General features: G+C 66.7%; 16 protein-coding genes. 6 read left to right on the top strand and 10 right to left on the bottom strand.

Annotation, left to right across the window (positions count from 1 at the left end; translation table 11 throughout):
* Positions 1-10: 10 nt before the first annotated feature.
* The 3 genes from H9638_RS14955 to H9638_RS14945 are packed head-to-tail and all read right to left on the bottom strand — an operon-like array spanning position 11 to position 1,376.
* A complete protein-coding gene (locus H9638_RS14955; RefSeq protein ID WP_191748740.1) occupies positions 11-178 on the bottom strand; it encodes a hypothetical protein in 168 nt (55 codons plus the stop codon).
* A 33-nt stretch (positions 179-211) separates the two neighbouring features.
* A complete protein-coding gene (locus H9638_RS14950) occupies positions 212-889 on the bottom strand; it encodes an HAD family hydrolase (RefSeq protein ID WP_191748738.1) in 678 nt (225 codons plus the stop codon).
* Positions 882-1,376: a very short patch repair endonuclease gene (locus H9638_RS14945; protein ID WP_191748736.1), complete on the bottom strand. Its 495-nt coding sequence runs from the start codon at positions 1,374-1,376 to the stop codon at positions 882-884. The genes H9638_RS14950 and H9638_RS14945 overlap by 8 nt, the downstream gene beginning before the upstream one ends.
* Positions 1,377-1,502: 126 nt before the next feature.
* On the opposite strand from H9638_RS14945, the gene H9638_RS14940 reads away from it, so the two are divergent.
* Together H9638_RS14940 and H9638_RS14935 are read left to right on the top strand one after the other, a co-directional pair.
* Entirely contained in the window at positions 1,503-2,483 is a 981-nt protein-coding gene (locus tag H9638_RS14940) for an asparaginase (protein WP_191748734.1), read from the top strand.
* 122 nt (positions 2,484-2,605) lie between these two features.
* On the top strand, positions 2,606-2,842 hold the full coding sequence (locus H9638_RS14935) for a YegP family protein (protein ID WP_191748732.1): 237 nt from the start codon (positions 2,606-2,608) through the stop codon (positions 2,840-2,842).
* Positions 2,843-2,935: 93 nt separating this feature from the next.
* On the opposite strand, the gene H9638_RS17000 is transcribed toward H9638_RS14935, so the two are convergent.
* Entirely contained in the window at positions 2,936-3,067 is a 132-nt protein-coding gene (locus tag H9638_RS17000; protein ID WP_263599654.1) for a hypothetical protein, read from the bottom strand.
* Positions 3,068-3,252: 185 nt separating this feature from the next.
* On the opposite strand from H9638_RS17000, the gene H9638_RS14930 reads away from it, so the two are divergent.
* Positions 3,253-4,920 carry an FAD-binding dehydrogenase gene (locus tag H9638_RS14930; RefSeq protein WP_191748730.1) on the top strand — a complete coding sequence of 556 codons (1,668 nt, stop codon included), beginning with the start codon at positions 3,253-3,255 and terminating at the stop codon, positions 4,918-4,920.
* A gap of 63 nt (positions 4,921-4,983) precedes the next feature.
* Here H9638_RS14930 and H9638_RS14925 read toward each other — a convergent pair whose 3' ends face one another.
* On the bottom strand, positions 4,984-5,529 hold the full coding sequence (locus H9638_RS14925; RefSeq protein ID WP_191748728.1) for a hypothetical protein: 546 nt from the start codon (positions 5,527-5,529) through the stop codon (positions 4,984-4,986).
* Positions 5,530-5,825: 296 nt separating this feature from the next.
* On the opposite strand from H9638_RS14925, the gene H9638_RS14920 reads away from it, so the two are divergent.
* On the top strand, positions 5,826-6,458 hold the full coding sequence (locus H9638_RS14920; protein WP_191748726.1) for an FMN reductase: 633 nt from the start codon (positions 5,826-5,828) through the stop codon (positions 6,456-6,458).
* A gap of 13 nt (positions 6,459-6,471) precedes the next feature.
* Here the strand turns inward: H9638_RS14920 and H9638_RS14915 are convergent, their stop codons facing one another.
* Positions 6,472-7,275, bottom strand: a complete 804-nt coding sequence (locus H9638_RS14915; RefSeq protein WP_191748724.1) for a cyclase family protein — start codon at positions 7,273-7,275, stop codon at positions 6,472-6,474.
* Positions 7,276-7,441: 166 nt separating this feature from the next.
* Between H9638_RS14915 and H9638_RS14910 the strand changes: the two genes are divergently transcribed.
* Positions 7,442-9,100, top strand: a complete 1,659-nt coding sequence (locus H9638_RS14910) for a thiamine pyrophosphate-binding protein (protein WP_191748931.1) — start codon at positions 7,442-7,444, stop codon at positions 9,098-9,100.
* A gap of 101 nt (positions 9,101-9,201) precedes the next feature.
* On the opposite strand, the gene H9638_RS14905 is transcribed toward H9638_RS14910, so the two are convergent.
* Positions 9,202-10,938: a glycerol-3-phosphate dehydrogenase/oxidase gene (locus H9638_RS14905; RefSeq protein WP_191748722.1), complete on the bottom strand. Its 1,737-nt coding sequence runs from the start codon at positions 10,936-10,938 to the stop codon at positions 9,202-9,204.
* Between the two features lie 119 nt (positions 10,939-11,057).
* Between H9638_RS14905 and H9638_RS14900 the strand changes: the two genes are divergently transcribed.
* Positions 11,058-12,044 (top strand): sugar-binding transcriptional regulator, encoded by a 987-nt coding sequence (locus H9638_RS14900; protein WP_191748720.1) that lies wholly within the window; start codon positions 11,058-11,060, stop codon positions 12,042-12,044.
* Here the strand turns inward: H9638_RS14900 and H9638_RS14895 are convergent.
* The 3 genes from H9638_RS14895 to H9638_RS14885 form a co-directional block, all read right to left on the bottom strand.
* Positions 12,013-12,708, bottom strand: a complete 696-nt coding sequence (locus H9638_RS14895) for a DUF4166 domain-containing protein (RefSeq protein ID WP_191748718.1) — start codon at positions 12,706-12,708, stop codon at positions 12,013-12,015. The two genes, H9638_RS14900 and H9638_RS14895, sit on opposite strands and share 32 nt — an antisense overlap.
* Complete coding sequence (locus H9638_RS14890) at positions 12,705-13,427, bottom strand: SRPBCC family protein (RefSeq protein ID WP_191748716.1); 723 nt, start codon at positions 13,425-13,427, stop codon at positions 12,705-12,707. The genes H9638_RS14895 and H9638_RS14890 overlap by 4 nt, the downstream gene beginning before the upstream one ends.
* Positions 13,428-13,504: 77 nt before the next feature.
* Positions 13,505-13,963 (bottom strand): MarR family winged helix-turn-helix transcriptional regulator, encoded by a 459-nt coding sequence (locus H9638_RS14885; RefSeq protein ID WP_191748714.1) that lies wholly within the window; start codon positions 13,961-13,963, stop codon positions 13,505-13,507.
* Positions 13,964-13,990 lie beyond the last annotated feature (27 nt).

Raw genomic sequence — 13,990 nt, 5'->3', positions numbered from 1 at the left:
CAGCCCGGGGTCAGTCATCTGCTCCCTCTGGCTCAGTAAGCGCATCTTCCACGCCGTCCTGCCGTTTTTGACTGGCTTCACCAAAGTCACCCGGAGGCACAGTACCCGGTGCGTGGGTTCCCTGCTCCTCACGGATATTCTGGGCATCGTGGCCGGATTTGGTGGGTTCGGTGGTCATTGCGGGTCCTTTCGCTGGCGTTGGCGGAGGAGGTCAGCGGCCGGCCAGTTGGCCAAGCAAGCTGTCGTCGAGGTGTTCCAGCAGTTCCCGGGGGCCCGCGAACACCTGCTCGGCACCGGCGTCACGCAGTTCCGCCTCGCTGGTGCCGCCACAGGTCAGAGCCACGGTGGGAATCCCCAGTTTGGCGGCGGACTTGATGTCCCAGATGGAGTCGCCCACGAACACTGTGTCCTTGGCCCTCAGATCCGCTGAATCCAGCGCGGCCTGCAGGATGTCCGGAGCCGGTTTACTCTCGACGGCATCGGAGGAGCTGGTGGCCTTGGTGATGGCATCGTCGGCGTCGATCGCCGCGCGCAGAGCATCCAGATCAGCTGCCGAGGCGGAGGACGCCAGCACGACGGCGAGTCCCCGGCCAGCCGTTGCACGCAGCAGGTCGGCGGCGCCGTCGAACGCCCGGAGCGAGGGCCAAAAGGTGGAGAACACCGCCCCGTGCGTGGAGTCCAGTGTTTCTTCGATCTCCGGGTCAGGATCACCGCCGAGCAAATGGCCGATGAGTTTATCCCCGCCCATGCCGATCGCCCGGTGGATGCCTGCCATTGGAATGTCATAGTCCAGCCGGCGGAAAGCCTGCCACCAGGCCACGGTATGGAGGTAATTGGAATCGACCAGCGTTCCGTCGACGTCGAAAAGTACGCCGCGTATCTCAGTCATGCAGGTCCCCTCTGTTTCGGTGCAGTGGTTCTCCTGAGTCTAACGAGGCTGTGGGGGCAGTGCCTGGTGGGCCGAGGAAGGCGGCCAGCTCCACTTCGAGCGTGCTGGTGTTGCGGAGCTCGCACTCCCAGACAACCAAGGCCGTCCAGCCCGCTGCGTCCAGGGCCGCCAATGCTGCGGCATCCCGGGCGACGGTCCGTGCGCGCTTAGCCGCCCAGAACTCAGCGTTGGTGGCCGGGGCGCGGGTTCCGGCAAGGCAGGAATGCGTATGCCAGAAACAGCCGTTGACGAAGATGACTTTCCGTCGGCCGGCGAAAACGAGGTCCGGCTTGCCAGGGAGGCTGCGGCCGCGGGCGGACCCGTGGAGCCGGAAACGGTAGCCGGCCCGGTGCAGCAGCCGCCTAATCAGCAGCTCCGGTTTAGTGTTTTTGGCGCGGATGCGGGACATATTCCGGCTGCGCTGCTCCGGAGTGACCGTATCTGCCATGCCGCCAGTCTATGACCTTGGATCGGGTTGCCTGCCGGACTGCGCGAATACCCCGAAGTCCTAGCCATGGTGCAGGATGCAGGCATATGTTGGCTGTGGTGACGCCGGTGAGAGGACAGGGGTTCAATGGCCCACATCAGGATTATGGCGACCGGCGGGACCATCGCGTCCCGCACGGGCAAGGACGGAGCTACTTCAGCCGAGCGGGCGGAGGAAGTTGCTGCCGGTCTTTCCGGCCGGCATGGCTATTCGGTGCAGGACCTCACGAACGTCAACAGCTTCCAGCTCCGGTTTTCGGACGTGCGGGGGATCGCCGAAGCGGTGCGGGACGCCGTCGCGGATGAAGGCGTGGATGGCGTTGTCATCACCCACGGCACGGACACCATGGAGGAGACCGCCTTCCTGCTTGATCTGGTCCACGAGTCGCCCAAGCCGGTTGTTTTTACCGGTGCGCAGCGGACGGCGGACAGCGCCGGTGCGGACGGCCCGGCCAACCTTGAGGAAGCTGTAGCCGCGGCGGCAGCCAGCCAGCTGCGCGGAGCCGGCGTCCTGATCTCCTTCGCCGGACAGGTCTTCGCGGCACGGGGTACCCGCAAAACACACACCATGGCCGCCAGTCCCTTCTCCGGAGGCGTTCCGGTGGCGCACTTCATTGCCGGCACGCTCCACGTCAGCGCGATCCCGGTCCGTCCTGCCGCGCTGCCACTGCCGGGGGAGGACTTCGATAATGCCCAGGTGGAGATCATCCAATGTGCACTGGGTACGACGCCGGACCTGTTCACTTTCGCTGTCAGGTCCGGGGCCAACGCCGTGGTGCTGGCCGGCACGGGTGCCGGCAACGCGGGTGCGGGTTTCGCTGAAGCTGTCCAGGACGCAGTGCGCGGCGGCTGCCCCGTGATCCTGTGTTCCAGGGTTCCGGCCGGGCCGGTAGTTCCTGCCTACGGTGCCGGAGGCGGGGTGGACCTGGTTCGCGCCGGCGCCATTCCCAGCGGAGACCTTGGCCCGTCGCAGGCGAGGATGCTGGCGGCCCTGCTGACGTCGCTGCCTGCCACGCAGGACGAGATTCTGCAGGCGCTCACGTCCGGTGCGGCCCGCAGCAGCGGCTAGTCCATGGGCCAAAGGTATCGATCAGGTATCTTCGCGGACAGTTACCCAACAGGGGGTCCCAAAGCTGATCAGTCGGCTTACCATTAATGGCACTGAAGGTACCCCTTACAAGGAGGTAAGTGATGTCGGGCTATTTTAAGCTGGTTGACGCTCACGACGGCGCATTCCGGATCAAGCTCATTTCCGGCGATGGAGCGCTCATGGCCGTTTCGGCAATGTTCCCCACTAAGGCGGCTGCCGCGGTCGGAATCGAGCAGCTGCGCGAAATTGCGGGCACCGGCCCCGTGGTGGACCACAGCAAGGACGCCGACGTGATTGCGGACGCCAGCAAAAATCCCGGCCGGGCCAAGGCTTCCTAGCCTCAGCACCCGCATCCAGAAGCGGGGGCCTTCTGTTCCCGGAGCCGAACACGGCACCGGAAACAGGAGGCCTTTGCTATGCCTGGTCCTCTGCTACGCCTGGTCCTCGTCGCCTTCAGCCGCTTCCTGCGAATGCTCGCGGCTGGAGTCCGGCTGGGTGGCCTGCTCGCCTTCTGCCGGGCTTTCGTTGTGGCTACGGTTTTCATCATTTGGAGTGGTGCTCATGAGTACCTCCAGTGGGGTTTTGTCCGTGCCTGGGTCGCAGCCGGCCGGTGCCGGCTCGTTCGCTGAACGGCCCTCGTTGTCCCAGTCTAGGAAGCACCGGTGTTGGTGGACAGGGCCTCGGGACAGGAGCGGGGTCTCCGAACGGGTCTAGGCAGGAGTGCGAGGCGGCCGGTAGCCTGTGCCGGATGCAGCCAATCGACGCAGATGTCATTGTGGTGGGAGCCGGCCTTTCCGGGCTGGCAGCGACCGCTGAACTTATAGACGCCGGGCGCTCCGTCATCCTGTTGGAACAGGAGGGGGAACAGAGCCTGGGTGGCCAGGCATGGTGGTCCTTTGGCGGCTTGTTCTTCGTGGACTCACCCGAGCAGCGCCGCCTTGGGGTCAAGGATTCGGTGGAGCTGGCGTGGCAGGACTGGCTGGGGACGGCAGGGTTTGACCGCGAGGAAGATTACTGGCCGCGGCGTTGGGCCGAAGCCTACGTAAACTTTGCCGCCGGTGAGAAACGCTCCTGGCTGCACCAAATGGGGCACCGCTCCTTTCCCGTGGTTGGGTGGGCGGAGCGCGGCGGCTACGGCGCCACCGGTCCGGGTAACTCCGTCCCCCGGTTCCACATCACTTGGGGCACCGGCCCGGGGATCACCGCACCGTTTGAAGCTAAGCTGCGTGACGGAGTGGACCGCGGCCTGGTCCGCCTGGTCTGTAACCACCGCATGGAGGCGCTGCTGACCAGCGGGGGAGCGGTCACCGGGGTACGCGGGACCGTCCTGGAGCGTACGACGACGCCGCGCGGCCGCCCAGCAGCGCGCGGCGCGGTGGGGGAATTCGAGTTCTCCGCTGGGGCTGTCGTAGTCACCACCGGAGGTATCGGCGGCGACCACGGATTGGTCCGCTCGGCCTGGCCGGAGCGCCTCGGGTCACCGCCGGAACGGATGCTTAGCGGAGTTCCGGGGCACGTGGACGGCCGGGGGCTGAAAGCGGCGCAGGCAGCCGGCGGGCGGATCATCAACCCGGACCGGATGTGGCATTACGTCGAGGGCATCCGCAACTGGGACCCGGTGTGGCCCAACCACGGCATCCGGATCCTTCCGGGCCCGTCATCACTTTGGCTGGACGCTGCGGGCAACCGCCTGCCAGGACCGCTCTTCCCCGGCTTCGATACGCTCGGGACACTGGAGTACCTGCGGAGCACCGGATATGACTACAGCTGGTTCATTCTCAACAAGGCAATCATCCGGAAGGAATTTGCCCTCTCTGGATCTGAACAGAACCCGGACCTGACCGGGAAATCTGTCCGGGACGTGCTCGGCCGGGCGGGTGCCGGGGTGCCGGGCCCGGTGCAGAAATTCCTGGACCATGGGGAGGATTTCCTCACCGCGGGCACTGTGGGGGAGCTGGTTGCAGCCATGAACTCGCTTGCAAAGTCCTCCACGGAGGGCACCGCGCCCGTTGTTTCCGCTGAGTCGGTGCTGGAGCAGCTGCAGGCCCGGGACCGGGAGATCGCCAACCGGTTCAGCAAGGACGCCCAGATTACCGCCATCCGCGGTGCCCGTTCTTATCTGGGGGACCGGCTGATCCGCACTGCCACGCCGCGGCCGATCCTGGAGCCGAAAGACGGCCCGCTGATCGCCGTCCGGCTCTCCGTCCTGACCCGCAAGACCCTGGGCGGGCTGGAAACCGATCTGGATTCGCGGGTGCTCAGCAGCGGCGGTTCGCCGGTTCCGGGACTCTACGCTGCCGGCGAGGCGGCCGGATTCGGTGGCGGCGGAATGCACGGCTACCGGTCGCTGGAAGGCACCTTCCTGGGTGGGTGCCTGTTCAGCGGACGGGCCGCGGGGCGGGCCGCGGCACGTTGAAGCACGGTTAACGCAACGGGGCCGGTACCGGAAAATCCGGTACCGCCCCCGTTTTCCCAGGTGCTAAGCGCCCGGGTTGTAGTTCTTGTACTGCCGGTAGGCTTTGGCGGCCTGGAAGTATTCCGTGGCAGGCTTCATCCACAGCAGAACAACTGCGGTGACGGGGAGCAGTACGCCCAGTCCGGTGGTTATGGCCATCAGCCCACCGGCTGCAAGACCGGTGAGGTTGAACAGGGAGAGGGCAGCGAAAACAGTCGCCACGATCCGGGCCCAGTTGTGGCCCTTGCGGATGAACAGGGCAACGAGTACGGAGATTGCCACGCTGATAACGGCGAAGAACAGGGTGGTCACCACAGTGGCGGCAATCAGTGCGTCCAGCTGCTCGGCGGAGATCCCGGCCCCGACCATGGACTCCTTGTAACCGCTGGAGTTCAGCCAGGCCATGCCGACCGGAATGCTGATGACGCTCAGAACGGCGGCAGCGATCAGCAGCCAGAAGCCCAGATCGACCTGCTGGGGCCGGACCGGAGCCGGCGGTGCTGACGGAGCCTGGTTGCTCGAGTAGGCGTTGTAGCTGTAGTTATTTGCCGGAGGCACTTGCTCGGACATGGTTCCCCTCAGAGTGTCTGCGATGCGGTACGTGCCGGCGGATGCAGGGGCCGCCGACGCATGACGAAAGCCAGCTTAGTGAACTGCAGCCACTTTGACCTCCCCTGTAAGGCGGAATTTTAGGTTCTTTCCTGGCGTCCGGCCGCTGTGGCCTGCCCCGTGCGGACTATGCCCGTGCCCGGAGCTGATGCCGCAGGCTCAATCGCATCCTAGGGCGGGAATAACCGGGTGCCCCGCAGGGTTCCCAAAGTAGATGCAATGACATCTACAGGTTGGAATCTAGGAAAGGGGCCGTCATGGCCGAACGCAGGATCGTAGCTCTCTCCGCCGGATTGGGCACGCCTTCCTCCAGCCGTATGCTGGCTGATCAGCTCAGTGCCGCGGCGCGGCAGAGCCTGCAGGATGCCGGGCATGAGGCCTCGGTGACCACGTATGAGCTGCGGGAGTATGCCGTGGATATCGCCAACGCCATGGTCTCCGGTTTTGCGCCGCCCAACTTGGAGGCGCTTATTAATGAGGTGATCGACGCCGACGCCCTGATCGCGGTGACCCCGGTGTTCACCGCCTCCATGAGCGGCCTGTTCAAGTCCTTTTTCGATGTGGTCGACAAGGATGCCCTGGACGGCAAACCCGTGATGGTGGGTGCCACCGGCGGCAGCGCCCGGCACTCCATGGTCCTGGACTTCGCCCTGCGGCCGATGTTCAGCTACCTGCGTGCCCGCATCACGCCCACCGCCGTCTTTGCTGCCCCGGATGACTGGGGAGCGGGAACCGATGGAACCGGCAGCCTGGACAGCCGGGTCCGGCGGGCGGGATCCGAGCTCGTTGCACTGCTCGGGGACGCCCCCGCACCGGCTCCCCGGCTGGACCCGAACGAATCGCTGCCCTTCGAGCAGCTGCTCGCCCAGGTCCAGGCGCGCCCGGCGTAGGACTGGTTCCCTGCTAGGAGCCGGTGCGTTCCACCAGCGCCAGCACACGTGCCGGACTGGCTGTTCCGCCGACGATTTTCAGCGGGGACACAACGATGAGGGCACCGGTCGGGGGCAGCTGCGCCAGGTTCTGGAGCAGTGTCACCCCGTACTTGTTGTTGCCCAGCAGGTAGTAATGCACCGGGAACGGGGGATCGAATGCGCCGGCGTTACCGGCGTCGATCCCCACCGTTTCCACACCGAGTCCGGCAATCGGGGTTTCCTCCGCCAGCCACTTGGCGCAGGCCGCGGAGAGCCCCGGGGTATGGGAGCCGGTGTCGTCCATATTAAGGAACGCGTCGGCGTCGTCGAAGAACTTGTCCCAACCTGTGCGCAGGAGCAGCCAGCCTCCGTCAGGCAGCGCCCCGTGCTCGGCTTCCCAGGCCTTGATGTGTTCCACCTCGACCAGGAAATCCGGATTGGCTGCCGTTTTGGCGCTGAAGTCCAGGACGACGGCGGGACCCACCAGCCGCTGGACCGGGATCTGCGAGACGTCGTCTCCGTCACGGCCGGTGACCCAGTGCGACGGCGCGTCCACGTGGGTGCCGATGTGTTCACCGGTGTGGATGTTGTTGTGCTTCCAGAACGGGCCGGGCTCGTTGAACGCGCTGACTTCCTCCAAGCTGAAGTCGATCAGGTTCACGAAGGGGGCCGGCAGTTTCAGGGTGGGGATCCCGGCGCTCAGCGGTGCGGTGAGGTCGATGATTTCCAGGGATCCGCCGTCGAGCGCGGCGAGCAGGCCCGGGATGACACCGGGTTCAGTGCTGTGGAGACTCATGTGCTGGTCCTGTTCAGGGTGGAGGATCGTTTGCCTGAGGATACCGTTCGGGCGCTGCGGGAGGGGTAAAGGGGAGTCACACGAGCGGCTTAGGACGGACGCCGTCCTAGAGTTCTTGCTGGGACAGCGTTGAAGACCAGGGCAGGAGCCGCACCGGATGGACAGCATGGATATCGCAGCATTGGTGGGCCGCACCCTGGCACAGCTGGGGGTAGGACATGCCTTCGGCGTGGTGGGCAGCGGAAACTTCCATGTCACGAACGCCCTGCGGGAACACGGTGTGCCGTTCACAGCGGCCCGGCATGAAGGCGGGGCAGCCACCATGGCCGACGCCTATTCCCGGATGTCCGGGCTGGTCAGCGTGGTCACCACCCACCAGGGCTGCGGACTGAGCAACGCCGCCACCGGAATCGGCGAGGCCGCGAAATCCCGTACCCCGATGATTGTGCTGACCGCAGACACCGCCGGTGCCGCCGTGCGCTCCAACTTCCGGATCGACCAGGACGCCTTCGCGCGCAGCCTCGGGGCCGTCCCTGAACGGGTGCATTCCGCGCAGAGTGCCCTGGCCGATACCGTCCGCGCCTTCCGCACGGCATTGAACGGGCGCCGCACAGTGGTCCTCAGCCTGCCCCTCGATGTGCAGGCCCAGCCGGTTCCGGCGGGTGCTCCGGAGTTCGTTCCCCCGGTGGCCCCGGCGGGACGCATCCGCCCGGATTCCATCCTGGTCCGCGGCATGGCCGACCTCCTGGCCCACGCGCAGCGCCCGGTTTTCGTTGCCGGCCGCGGCGCGCGGCACGCAGGACCCGAAATTGCGGCGCTCGCCGCCCACTCCGGAGCCCTGCTGGCTACCTCCGCCGTCGCCAACGGACTCTTCAACGGCGAGGAGTTCAATCTGGGCATTTCCGGCGGATTCTCGACGCCGGAAACCGCGGCGCTGATCAGCGGCGCGGACCTGATTGTGGGCTGGGGCTGCACGCTGAACATGTGGACCATGCGCCACGGATCCCTGATCAATGCCGAAGCCGCGGTACTCCAGGTGGACGTGGACGGCGCGGCGCTGGGGGCCAACCGGGAAATCCACCTGGGTATCACCGGCGACTGCGCGGCAACCGCTGAAGACGTGCTGGCCGAACTTCGGGCCGTGGAGCCGGAACCGGTGGAGAAGTACCGGTCCCGTGCGACGGCGGAGCGGATCGCGGCCGGTTCACGCTGGCGCGACGTCCCTGTCCAGGATCTTTCCACGGCCACGCAGATCGATCCGCGGGTACTGAGCCTGGAACTCGATGCCCTGCTCCCGGCGGAGCGGCTGGTATCGGTGGACTCCGGTAACTTCATGGGTTATCCCGCCACCCATCTCCAGGTGCCGGACGAGTTCGGTTTCTGTTTCACCCAGGCCTTCCAGTCCGTGGGACTGGGCCTGGCAACGGCGATTGGCGCGGCCCTGGCGCGACCGGACCGCCTGCCGGTGCTGGGCACCGGCGACGGCGGCTTCCTGATGGGGATCTCCGAACTGGAAACGGCCGTCCGGCTGCGGCTACCGTTGGTAGCCATTGTCTACAACGACGCCGCGTACGGCGCCGAGGTACACCACTTCGGCACCGGGGACGCACCGGCGGACATGGGCACGGTGACTTTCCCGGACACCGACATTGCCGCGATCGCCCGCGGCTACGGAGCCTCGGGGATCACTGTCCGCAGCCGAGAGGACCTCGCGGCGGTTGCGGGCTGGCTGGCCGGCCCACGGGACGCTCCGCTGGTCATCGACGCCAAAATCGCGTCTGACGGCGGTGCCTGGTGGCTGGCGGAAGCGTTTAAAGGGCATTAGCCCCGGATGTGCTCCGGGGCTAATGGGCTTCGGCCGCACCGATGCAGGTGCCGCCGAAGCCGGCCACGTTCAGCCCGTCCGGGCGGGCCGCTGATCCCCGTTTAGCCCACGGTGCGCGCCACGGCCTCGACAACGCCCGGCACCTCGGAGCGGACGGCTGCAGCGGTGGGTTCGTCCGCGATCGCGGCGGCAGCATCCTGGGCCTCGCAGCGGGCGCGGTACGCCCGCACCTCGGCGTCGCGGCGGGGCTGGTCCCAATCCAGCGCTTCAGCGGCCAGGTCGGCAATCTCCTCGACGGCGTCCAGACCGTGGTTCGGGGCTTCCCAGGTGAGGCGGGTGCGCACGTCGAACAGATCTTCCAGGTGCAGGGCGCCCTCATGGGTGCAGCCATGCACGATCTCCGCCCGCAGGTAAGCCGGGGCACCCTGCAGCGGGGCGGCCAGCTCGGGCCGCTCGTCCACGAGTTCGGTGATCTCGGAGATAGCTGATCCGTAGCGGTCCAGCATCCGGATCACCTGCTGTTCGGTCCAGCCGTACTTCGCTCCCAGCGCGGCGGCCTGGCGGGTCAGCGGCAGATAGCCGTCGGCACCGAGCAGCGGGGTCTTGGCGGTGACGGAGGGCAGCTCCTTGGCGCGTGCGCCCAGGGCCAGGTCCACGGCGTCCTCGGCCATGACCCGGTAGGTGGTGAGCTTGCCGCCGGCAATCGCGATCAGGCCCGGCAGAACCTCGGTGACGGTGTGTTCGCGGGAGATCTTGGTGGACTGCTCGTCGCCCTTAGTGCCCGGCTGCAGCAGCGGGCGCAGGCCGGCGTAGGTGCCAATCACGTCGTCGCGGGTCAGCGGCTTGTCCAGCACCACGTTGGCGTGCTCGATGACGTAGTCGATGTCCGCGCTCGTGGCCACCGGCGTCGACAGTTCCTGGTGGTACGGAGTGTCGGTGGTGCCGATGATCCAGTAGCGCTCCCACGGAATCACAAACAGCACGGACTTCTCGGTCTGCAGGATCAGGCCCGACTCACCGGAAATCCGCTCGCGCGGCACAATGATGTGGATGCCCTTGGACGCAAGTACCTTCAGGCCGCCGTCTGCGCCGGCCAGGTCCTGGGTCTTTTCGGTCCAGACGCCGGTGGCGGTGATCACGGTCTTGGCGCGGATGGTGCGGTCGCGGCCGGTCTCCAGGTCGCGGACGACGGCGCCGGATACCCGGCCGGAGGCATCCTGCGGGAAGGAGACTCCCTTGGCCCGTGTGATGGCCGTGGCGCCCAAGCGTGCTGCGGTGCGTACCAGGGTCAGGACCAGGCGGGCGTCGTCGACCTTGCCGTCCCAGTACTTGATGGCTCCGACCATGGAGCCTTCCCTGATATCGGGAAAGGCCTCCTTGACGCCCTTCATGCCGAGGTGACGCTGGATAGGCATGGTGGCGTTCTTGGCGCCGACGTGCGCCAGGGTGTCGTAGAGGCCGATGCCGGCGGCGACGTAGGGGCGTTCCCAGCCGCGGTGGGTGATGGGGTAGAGGAAAGGCACGGGCTTGACCAGGTGCGGGGCCAGCGAATCGAGCAGCAGCTCACGCTCGCGCAGCGCCTCCGATACCAGCTTGAAGTCCAGCTGCTGCAGGTAGCGCAGGCCGCCGTGGACCAGCTTGGAAGACCACTGGGAGGTGCCGCCGGCCCAGTCCTGGGCTTCGATGATGGCGGTACGCAGGCCGCGGGAGACCGCATCCAGGGCGATGCCGGCGCCGGTCACCCCGCCTCCGACTACTAGGACATCGAGTTCGGGGCCATCAGCGAGCTCGTCCAGGACGGCGTCGCGGTTCCCGGTGGAGGGCAGGCGAGTTGACATGTGGAGGCCTTTCGCTTTCGGGTCGGACCTGTAGATCCGGAGTCTTCGCTGAACCTTAGGCCCCAGCTGGGAGTACGATCAAAGTAGATGAACGAACGTGCACAGTCGAGGGAGATGCCATGCACGAAGATGCTGATCTGTACCGGGCAGCAGAGCTTTACTACATCCAGGGCGCGACGATGGAGGCGGTCGCGGAACGGTTCAATGTCTCCCGCTCCACCGTTTCGCGGATGCTGCAGGCAGCGCGGGAGCGGGGCATTGTCCGGATCACCCTCTCGGCGCCGGTGGACACGCGCAACGAGCTGGTGCGGACCCTGCGGAAGTCCTTCGGCGTGACCACCTATCTGGCTGCGGCACCGGCTACGGCGTCCAACGCGAAACGGCTGGAGGCCGCCGCGCGGCACGCAGCGGTGCTGATCCATGACTGGTTCACCGACGGGATGACCATGGCGGTGGCCTGGGGGACAACGACGTCGGCAGTCGCGGCCGCGCTCCAGCCGAAGCTGACCCGGGACGCTACCGTGGTGCAGATGAACGGCGCGGTGAGCGCCCGGTCGGCGCAGCTGAATGCCTCTCCCGGACTGTTGACACGGATGGCGGCCTCCTTCGACGCCGCGCTGATCCAGTTTCCCGCCCCTGCCTTCTTCGATGACGAACGGACGAGGGAGCTGATGTGGCAGGAATCCACGGTACGGCGGGTGCTGGCGGTGCGGGCCGAGGCGGATCTGGCAGTGTTCAGCGTCGGCGCGTTCCAGGGGCCCTCGCCCTCGGAGGTGTACAGCGGCGGCTACCTGACGGAGGACGCGTTCCGCGAGTTCGCCGCGCACCGGGTGGTGGGCGATGTGTGTACGGTGTTCCTGCGCGAGGACGGCAGCTATGCGGACATCGGGCTGAACCGCCGCGCCTCCGGGCCCACCCCGCAGGAGCTGAGGCAGATTCCCCGCCGGATGTGCGTGGTCTCGGGGGATCACAAGGTGCCGGGACTGCTCGCAGCGCTGCGGGCCGGTGTGATCACGGACCTGGTGCTCGACGACGGCACGGCCCGCACGCTGACCCGTCACCTGTCCCGGGGCGTTAGTCCCGCAGTTCCTCCCGGAGCGGCTTGAGGCCGGCCGGTACCTCCGCGCCGGTGACGGGTACAAAGGCGCAGCTGAACTCTCCGCGGTAACCGAAGAGGAACCCGAACAGGGGATTCCGGACCTGCAGCTGGACCGTGTAGACCTGCCGCTCGTCGTCGTAGGCCTCATACAGGTCCGCCGATCCGGTCAGGAACCGCGGCACGGTGAAGTGCAGCGGCCCTTCATAGAAGCGCAGCGCGGTGGAGCGCAGGTGCAGTGAGCCGTCCTCCCTGACCGCCAGGCGAAGATCCGTGGCCAGGTGCTGGTGGCTGCCGAGGTAGTCCACCACGGTGCCGCGGGCTTCGCTGTAGACCATGGTCGCGTCGAACCGGCGCGGTTTGCCCGGGCGCATCTCCAGGGTGCGGGTGAACGTGACAGTGGGCCGCCCGAACCCGTCGGTGTAGGGATAGTTCTCGATGGTGAAGGGAACGTCCGTGCCGCGTTCGGGAAAGAGAATATTCCGGTACGCACCAACTTTCAGGAACGGTACCGTCCACCAGGCTCCGCGCCGTACTTCAGCGAAGACGCCGTGGCCCAGGCAGGCGTAGCCGGCTGCCGGGTCCACACCGAAACGCTGCTGCAGCATCGGGTGCAGCCGGTCGAAATCCGGGCCCAGGGCGCGGGCAAAGATGGACTGGACGTCACTGCTCATGCCGGTTCCGCCAGCGAAGCGAGCGACGACGGCGCCTGGCCGGCTCTGCGGTCCGGTGGATTCCGCAGGCAGCGGTCCGCCCGCGGAATGCTGGGATGCCGGGGGACCAGGCCGGCAGCGGCGGCAGCAGCAAGGGCGGCCAGCACGGGTACCGGAGTCGGCCTCCGGAACACCAGCGCCAACCCCGCTGCCACCACGCCCAGGCGGGCGCCGCCGTCGAGCAGCCACCGGTTGCGGGCGCGCCGCGGATCCAGGCCATCCTCGGCCCACAGCCGCAGCCGGTCGAAGCTCCAGGCGGTGGCCCAGCCAAGCATTGGGCGGATGAGCGGCTTGTCCAGCCAGGTGCCCAGCCGTCCCCAGCCCGGCGAAAAGTCGTAGCCGGTGATGAACCGGGTGCCGCCGTCGTTGTCGGGAAGGTAGCGCCAATAGCCTGCCCCTGGGCCAATCGGGGACAGCGGATCCTGCGTGCGGAACTTCAGGACCGAGGTGGCGGCACCACCTGCGCCTGTCCTGCCGCCGAGGGAAACTCCGGTGCCGTGAATGGTGTGGAACGGGAGCCGGAATTCGTAGCGGAATTCCTGGGGTGGTCCGTCCGCCACGGGCGCGATGGAGCTGAAGCGGAGGTCCCAGCGGGAATGGAGATCCACTTGCTGTGTCAGCGTCCAGACGGTATCCAGCGGCGCACGGACCAGTATCTCCACATAAATCTGCTTCCCCATAAATGGGAGCCTACCGCTGGCATGCCGGTTTCAGAGGCCGGGTTTTGAAAGTCCGGGGTTTCTCCAGTCCGGGGTTTCTACAGTCCAGGGGTGTCTGCGTCCATGGTGCCGCGGGGTTCGCTCCAGCCCAGGTTGCCTGCCATCCGCTGCAGCACACCCACCAGCGCGGAGTATTCCTCCTCGGACACCTCCGAGGTGAGCTGCTCCCGGATGCGTTCGACCGCGCCGCGCAGGTTTTCCAGGCTGCGCGACCCCAGATCGGTCAGCGCATATTCACCGTCCTGCACCGCGACCCAGCCGCTTTCGGCAAGTTCGTCGATCAGTTCCTTGGAGGAGCCTGCCTCAACCGGCGGGAAGAAAGGACGGAGCTGGTCCGAGAGCTCTTTTTCCGTGGCAGGCCCGTTGGTGAGCATGTTCATCATCTGCCACTGCCGGCGGGTGACGCCGTGTTCCTCGAAGCTGGCGCCGTACTGTTCATCAACCAGCTGATCCACCAGTTTGAGCCAAAAGCCTATGGGACGTTCCTGGGTAGCCATCCCCCCACTGTACAAACGGAACCGGAT

Source organism: Arthrobacter pullicola (genome assembly GCF_014836875.1).
Lineage (GTDB): Bacteria > Actinomycetota > Actinomycetes > Actinomycetales > Micrococcaceae > Arthrobacter_B > Arthrobacter_B pullicola.
This window is presented reverse-complemented; position numbering and strand designations above follow the sequence as displayed.

Coding starts and splice junctions, on each gene's coding strand:
- H9638_RS14890 (WP_191748716.1), bottom strand. CDS start 13,427: ATGGGGAAGCAGATTTATGTGGAGATACTGGTCCGTGCGCCGCTGGAT.
- H9638_RS14895 (WP_191748718.1), bottom strand. CDS start 12,708: ATGAGCAGTGACGTCCAGTCCATCTTTGCCCGCGCCCTGGGCCCGGAT.
- H9638_RS14920 (WP_191748726.1), top strand. CDS start 5,826: ATGGCCGAACGCAGGATCGTAGCTCTCTCCGCCGGATTGGGCACGCCT.
- H9638_RS17000 (WP_263599654.1), bottom strand. CDS start 3,067: ATGAGCACCACTCCAAATGATGAAAACCGTAGCCACAACGAAAGCCCG.
- H9638_RS14900 (WP_191748720.1), top strand. CDS start 11,058: ATGCACGAAGATGCTGATCTGTACCGGGCAGCAGAGCTTTACTACATC.
- H9638_RS14950 (WP_191748738.1), bottom strand. CDS start 889: ATGACTGAGATACGCGGCGTACTTTTCGACGTCGACGGAACGCTGGTC.
- H9638_RS14910 (WP_191748931.1), top strand. CDS start 7,442: ATGGATATCGCAGCATTGGTGGGCCGCACCCTGGCACAGCTGGGGGTA.
- H9638_RS14955 (WP_191748740.1), bottom strand. CDS start 178: ATGACCACCGAACCCACCAAATCCGGCCACGATGCCCAGAATATCCGT.
- H9638_RS14915 (WP_191748724.1), bottom strand. CDS start 7,275: ATGAGTCTCCACAGCACTGAACCCGGTGTCATCCCGGGCCTGCTCGCC.
- H9638_RS14930 (WP_191748730.1), top strand. CDS start 3,253: ATGCAGCCAATCGACGCAGATGTCATTGTGGTGGGAGCCGGCCTTTCC.
- H9638_RS14925 (WP_191748728.1), bottom strand. CDS start 5,529: ATGTCCGAGCAAGTGCCTCCGGCAAATAACTACAGCTACAACGCCTAC.
- H9638_RS14885 (WP_191748714.1), bottom strand. CDS start 13,963: ATGGCTACCCAGGAACGTCCCATAGGCTTTTGGCTCAAACTGGTGGAT.
- H9638_RS14935 (WP_191748732.1), top strand. CDS start 2,606: ATGTCGGGCTATTTTAAGCTGGTTGACGCTCACGACGGCGCATTCCGG.
- H9638_RS14905 (WP_191748722.1), bottom strand. CDS start 10,938: ATGTCAACTCGCCTGCCCTCCACCGGGAACCGCGACGCCGTCCTGGAC.
- H9638_RS14945 (WP_191748736.1), bottom strand. CDS start 1,376: ATGGCAGATACGGTCACTCCGGAGCAGCGCAGCCGGAATATGTCCCGC.
- H9638_RS14940 (WP_191748734.1), top strand. CDS start 1,503: ATGGCCCACATCAGGATTATGGCGACCGGCGGGACCATCGCGTCCCGC.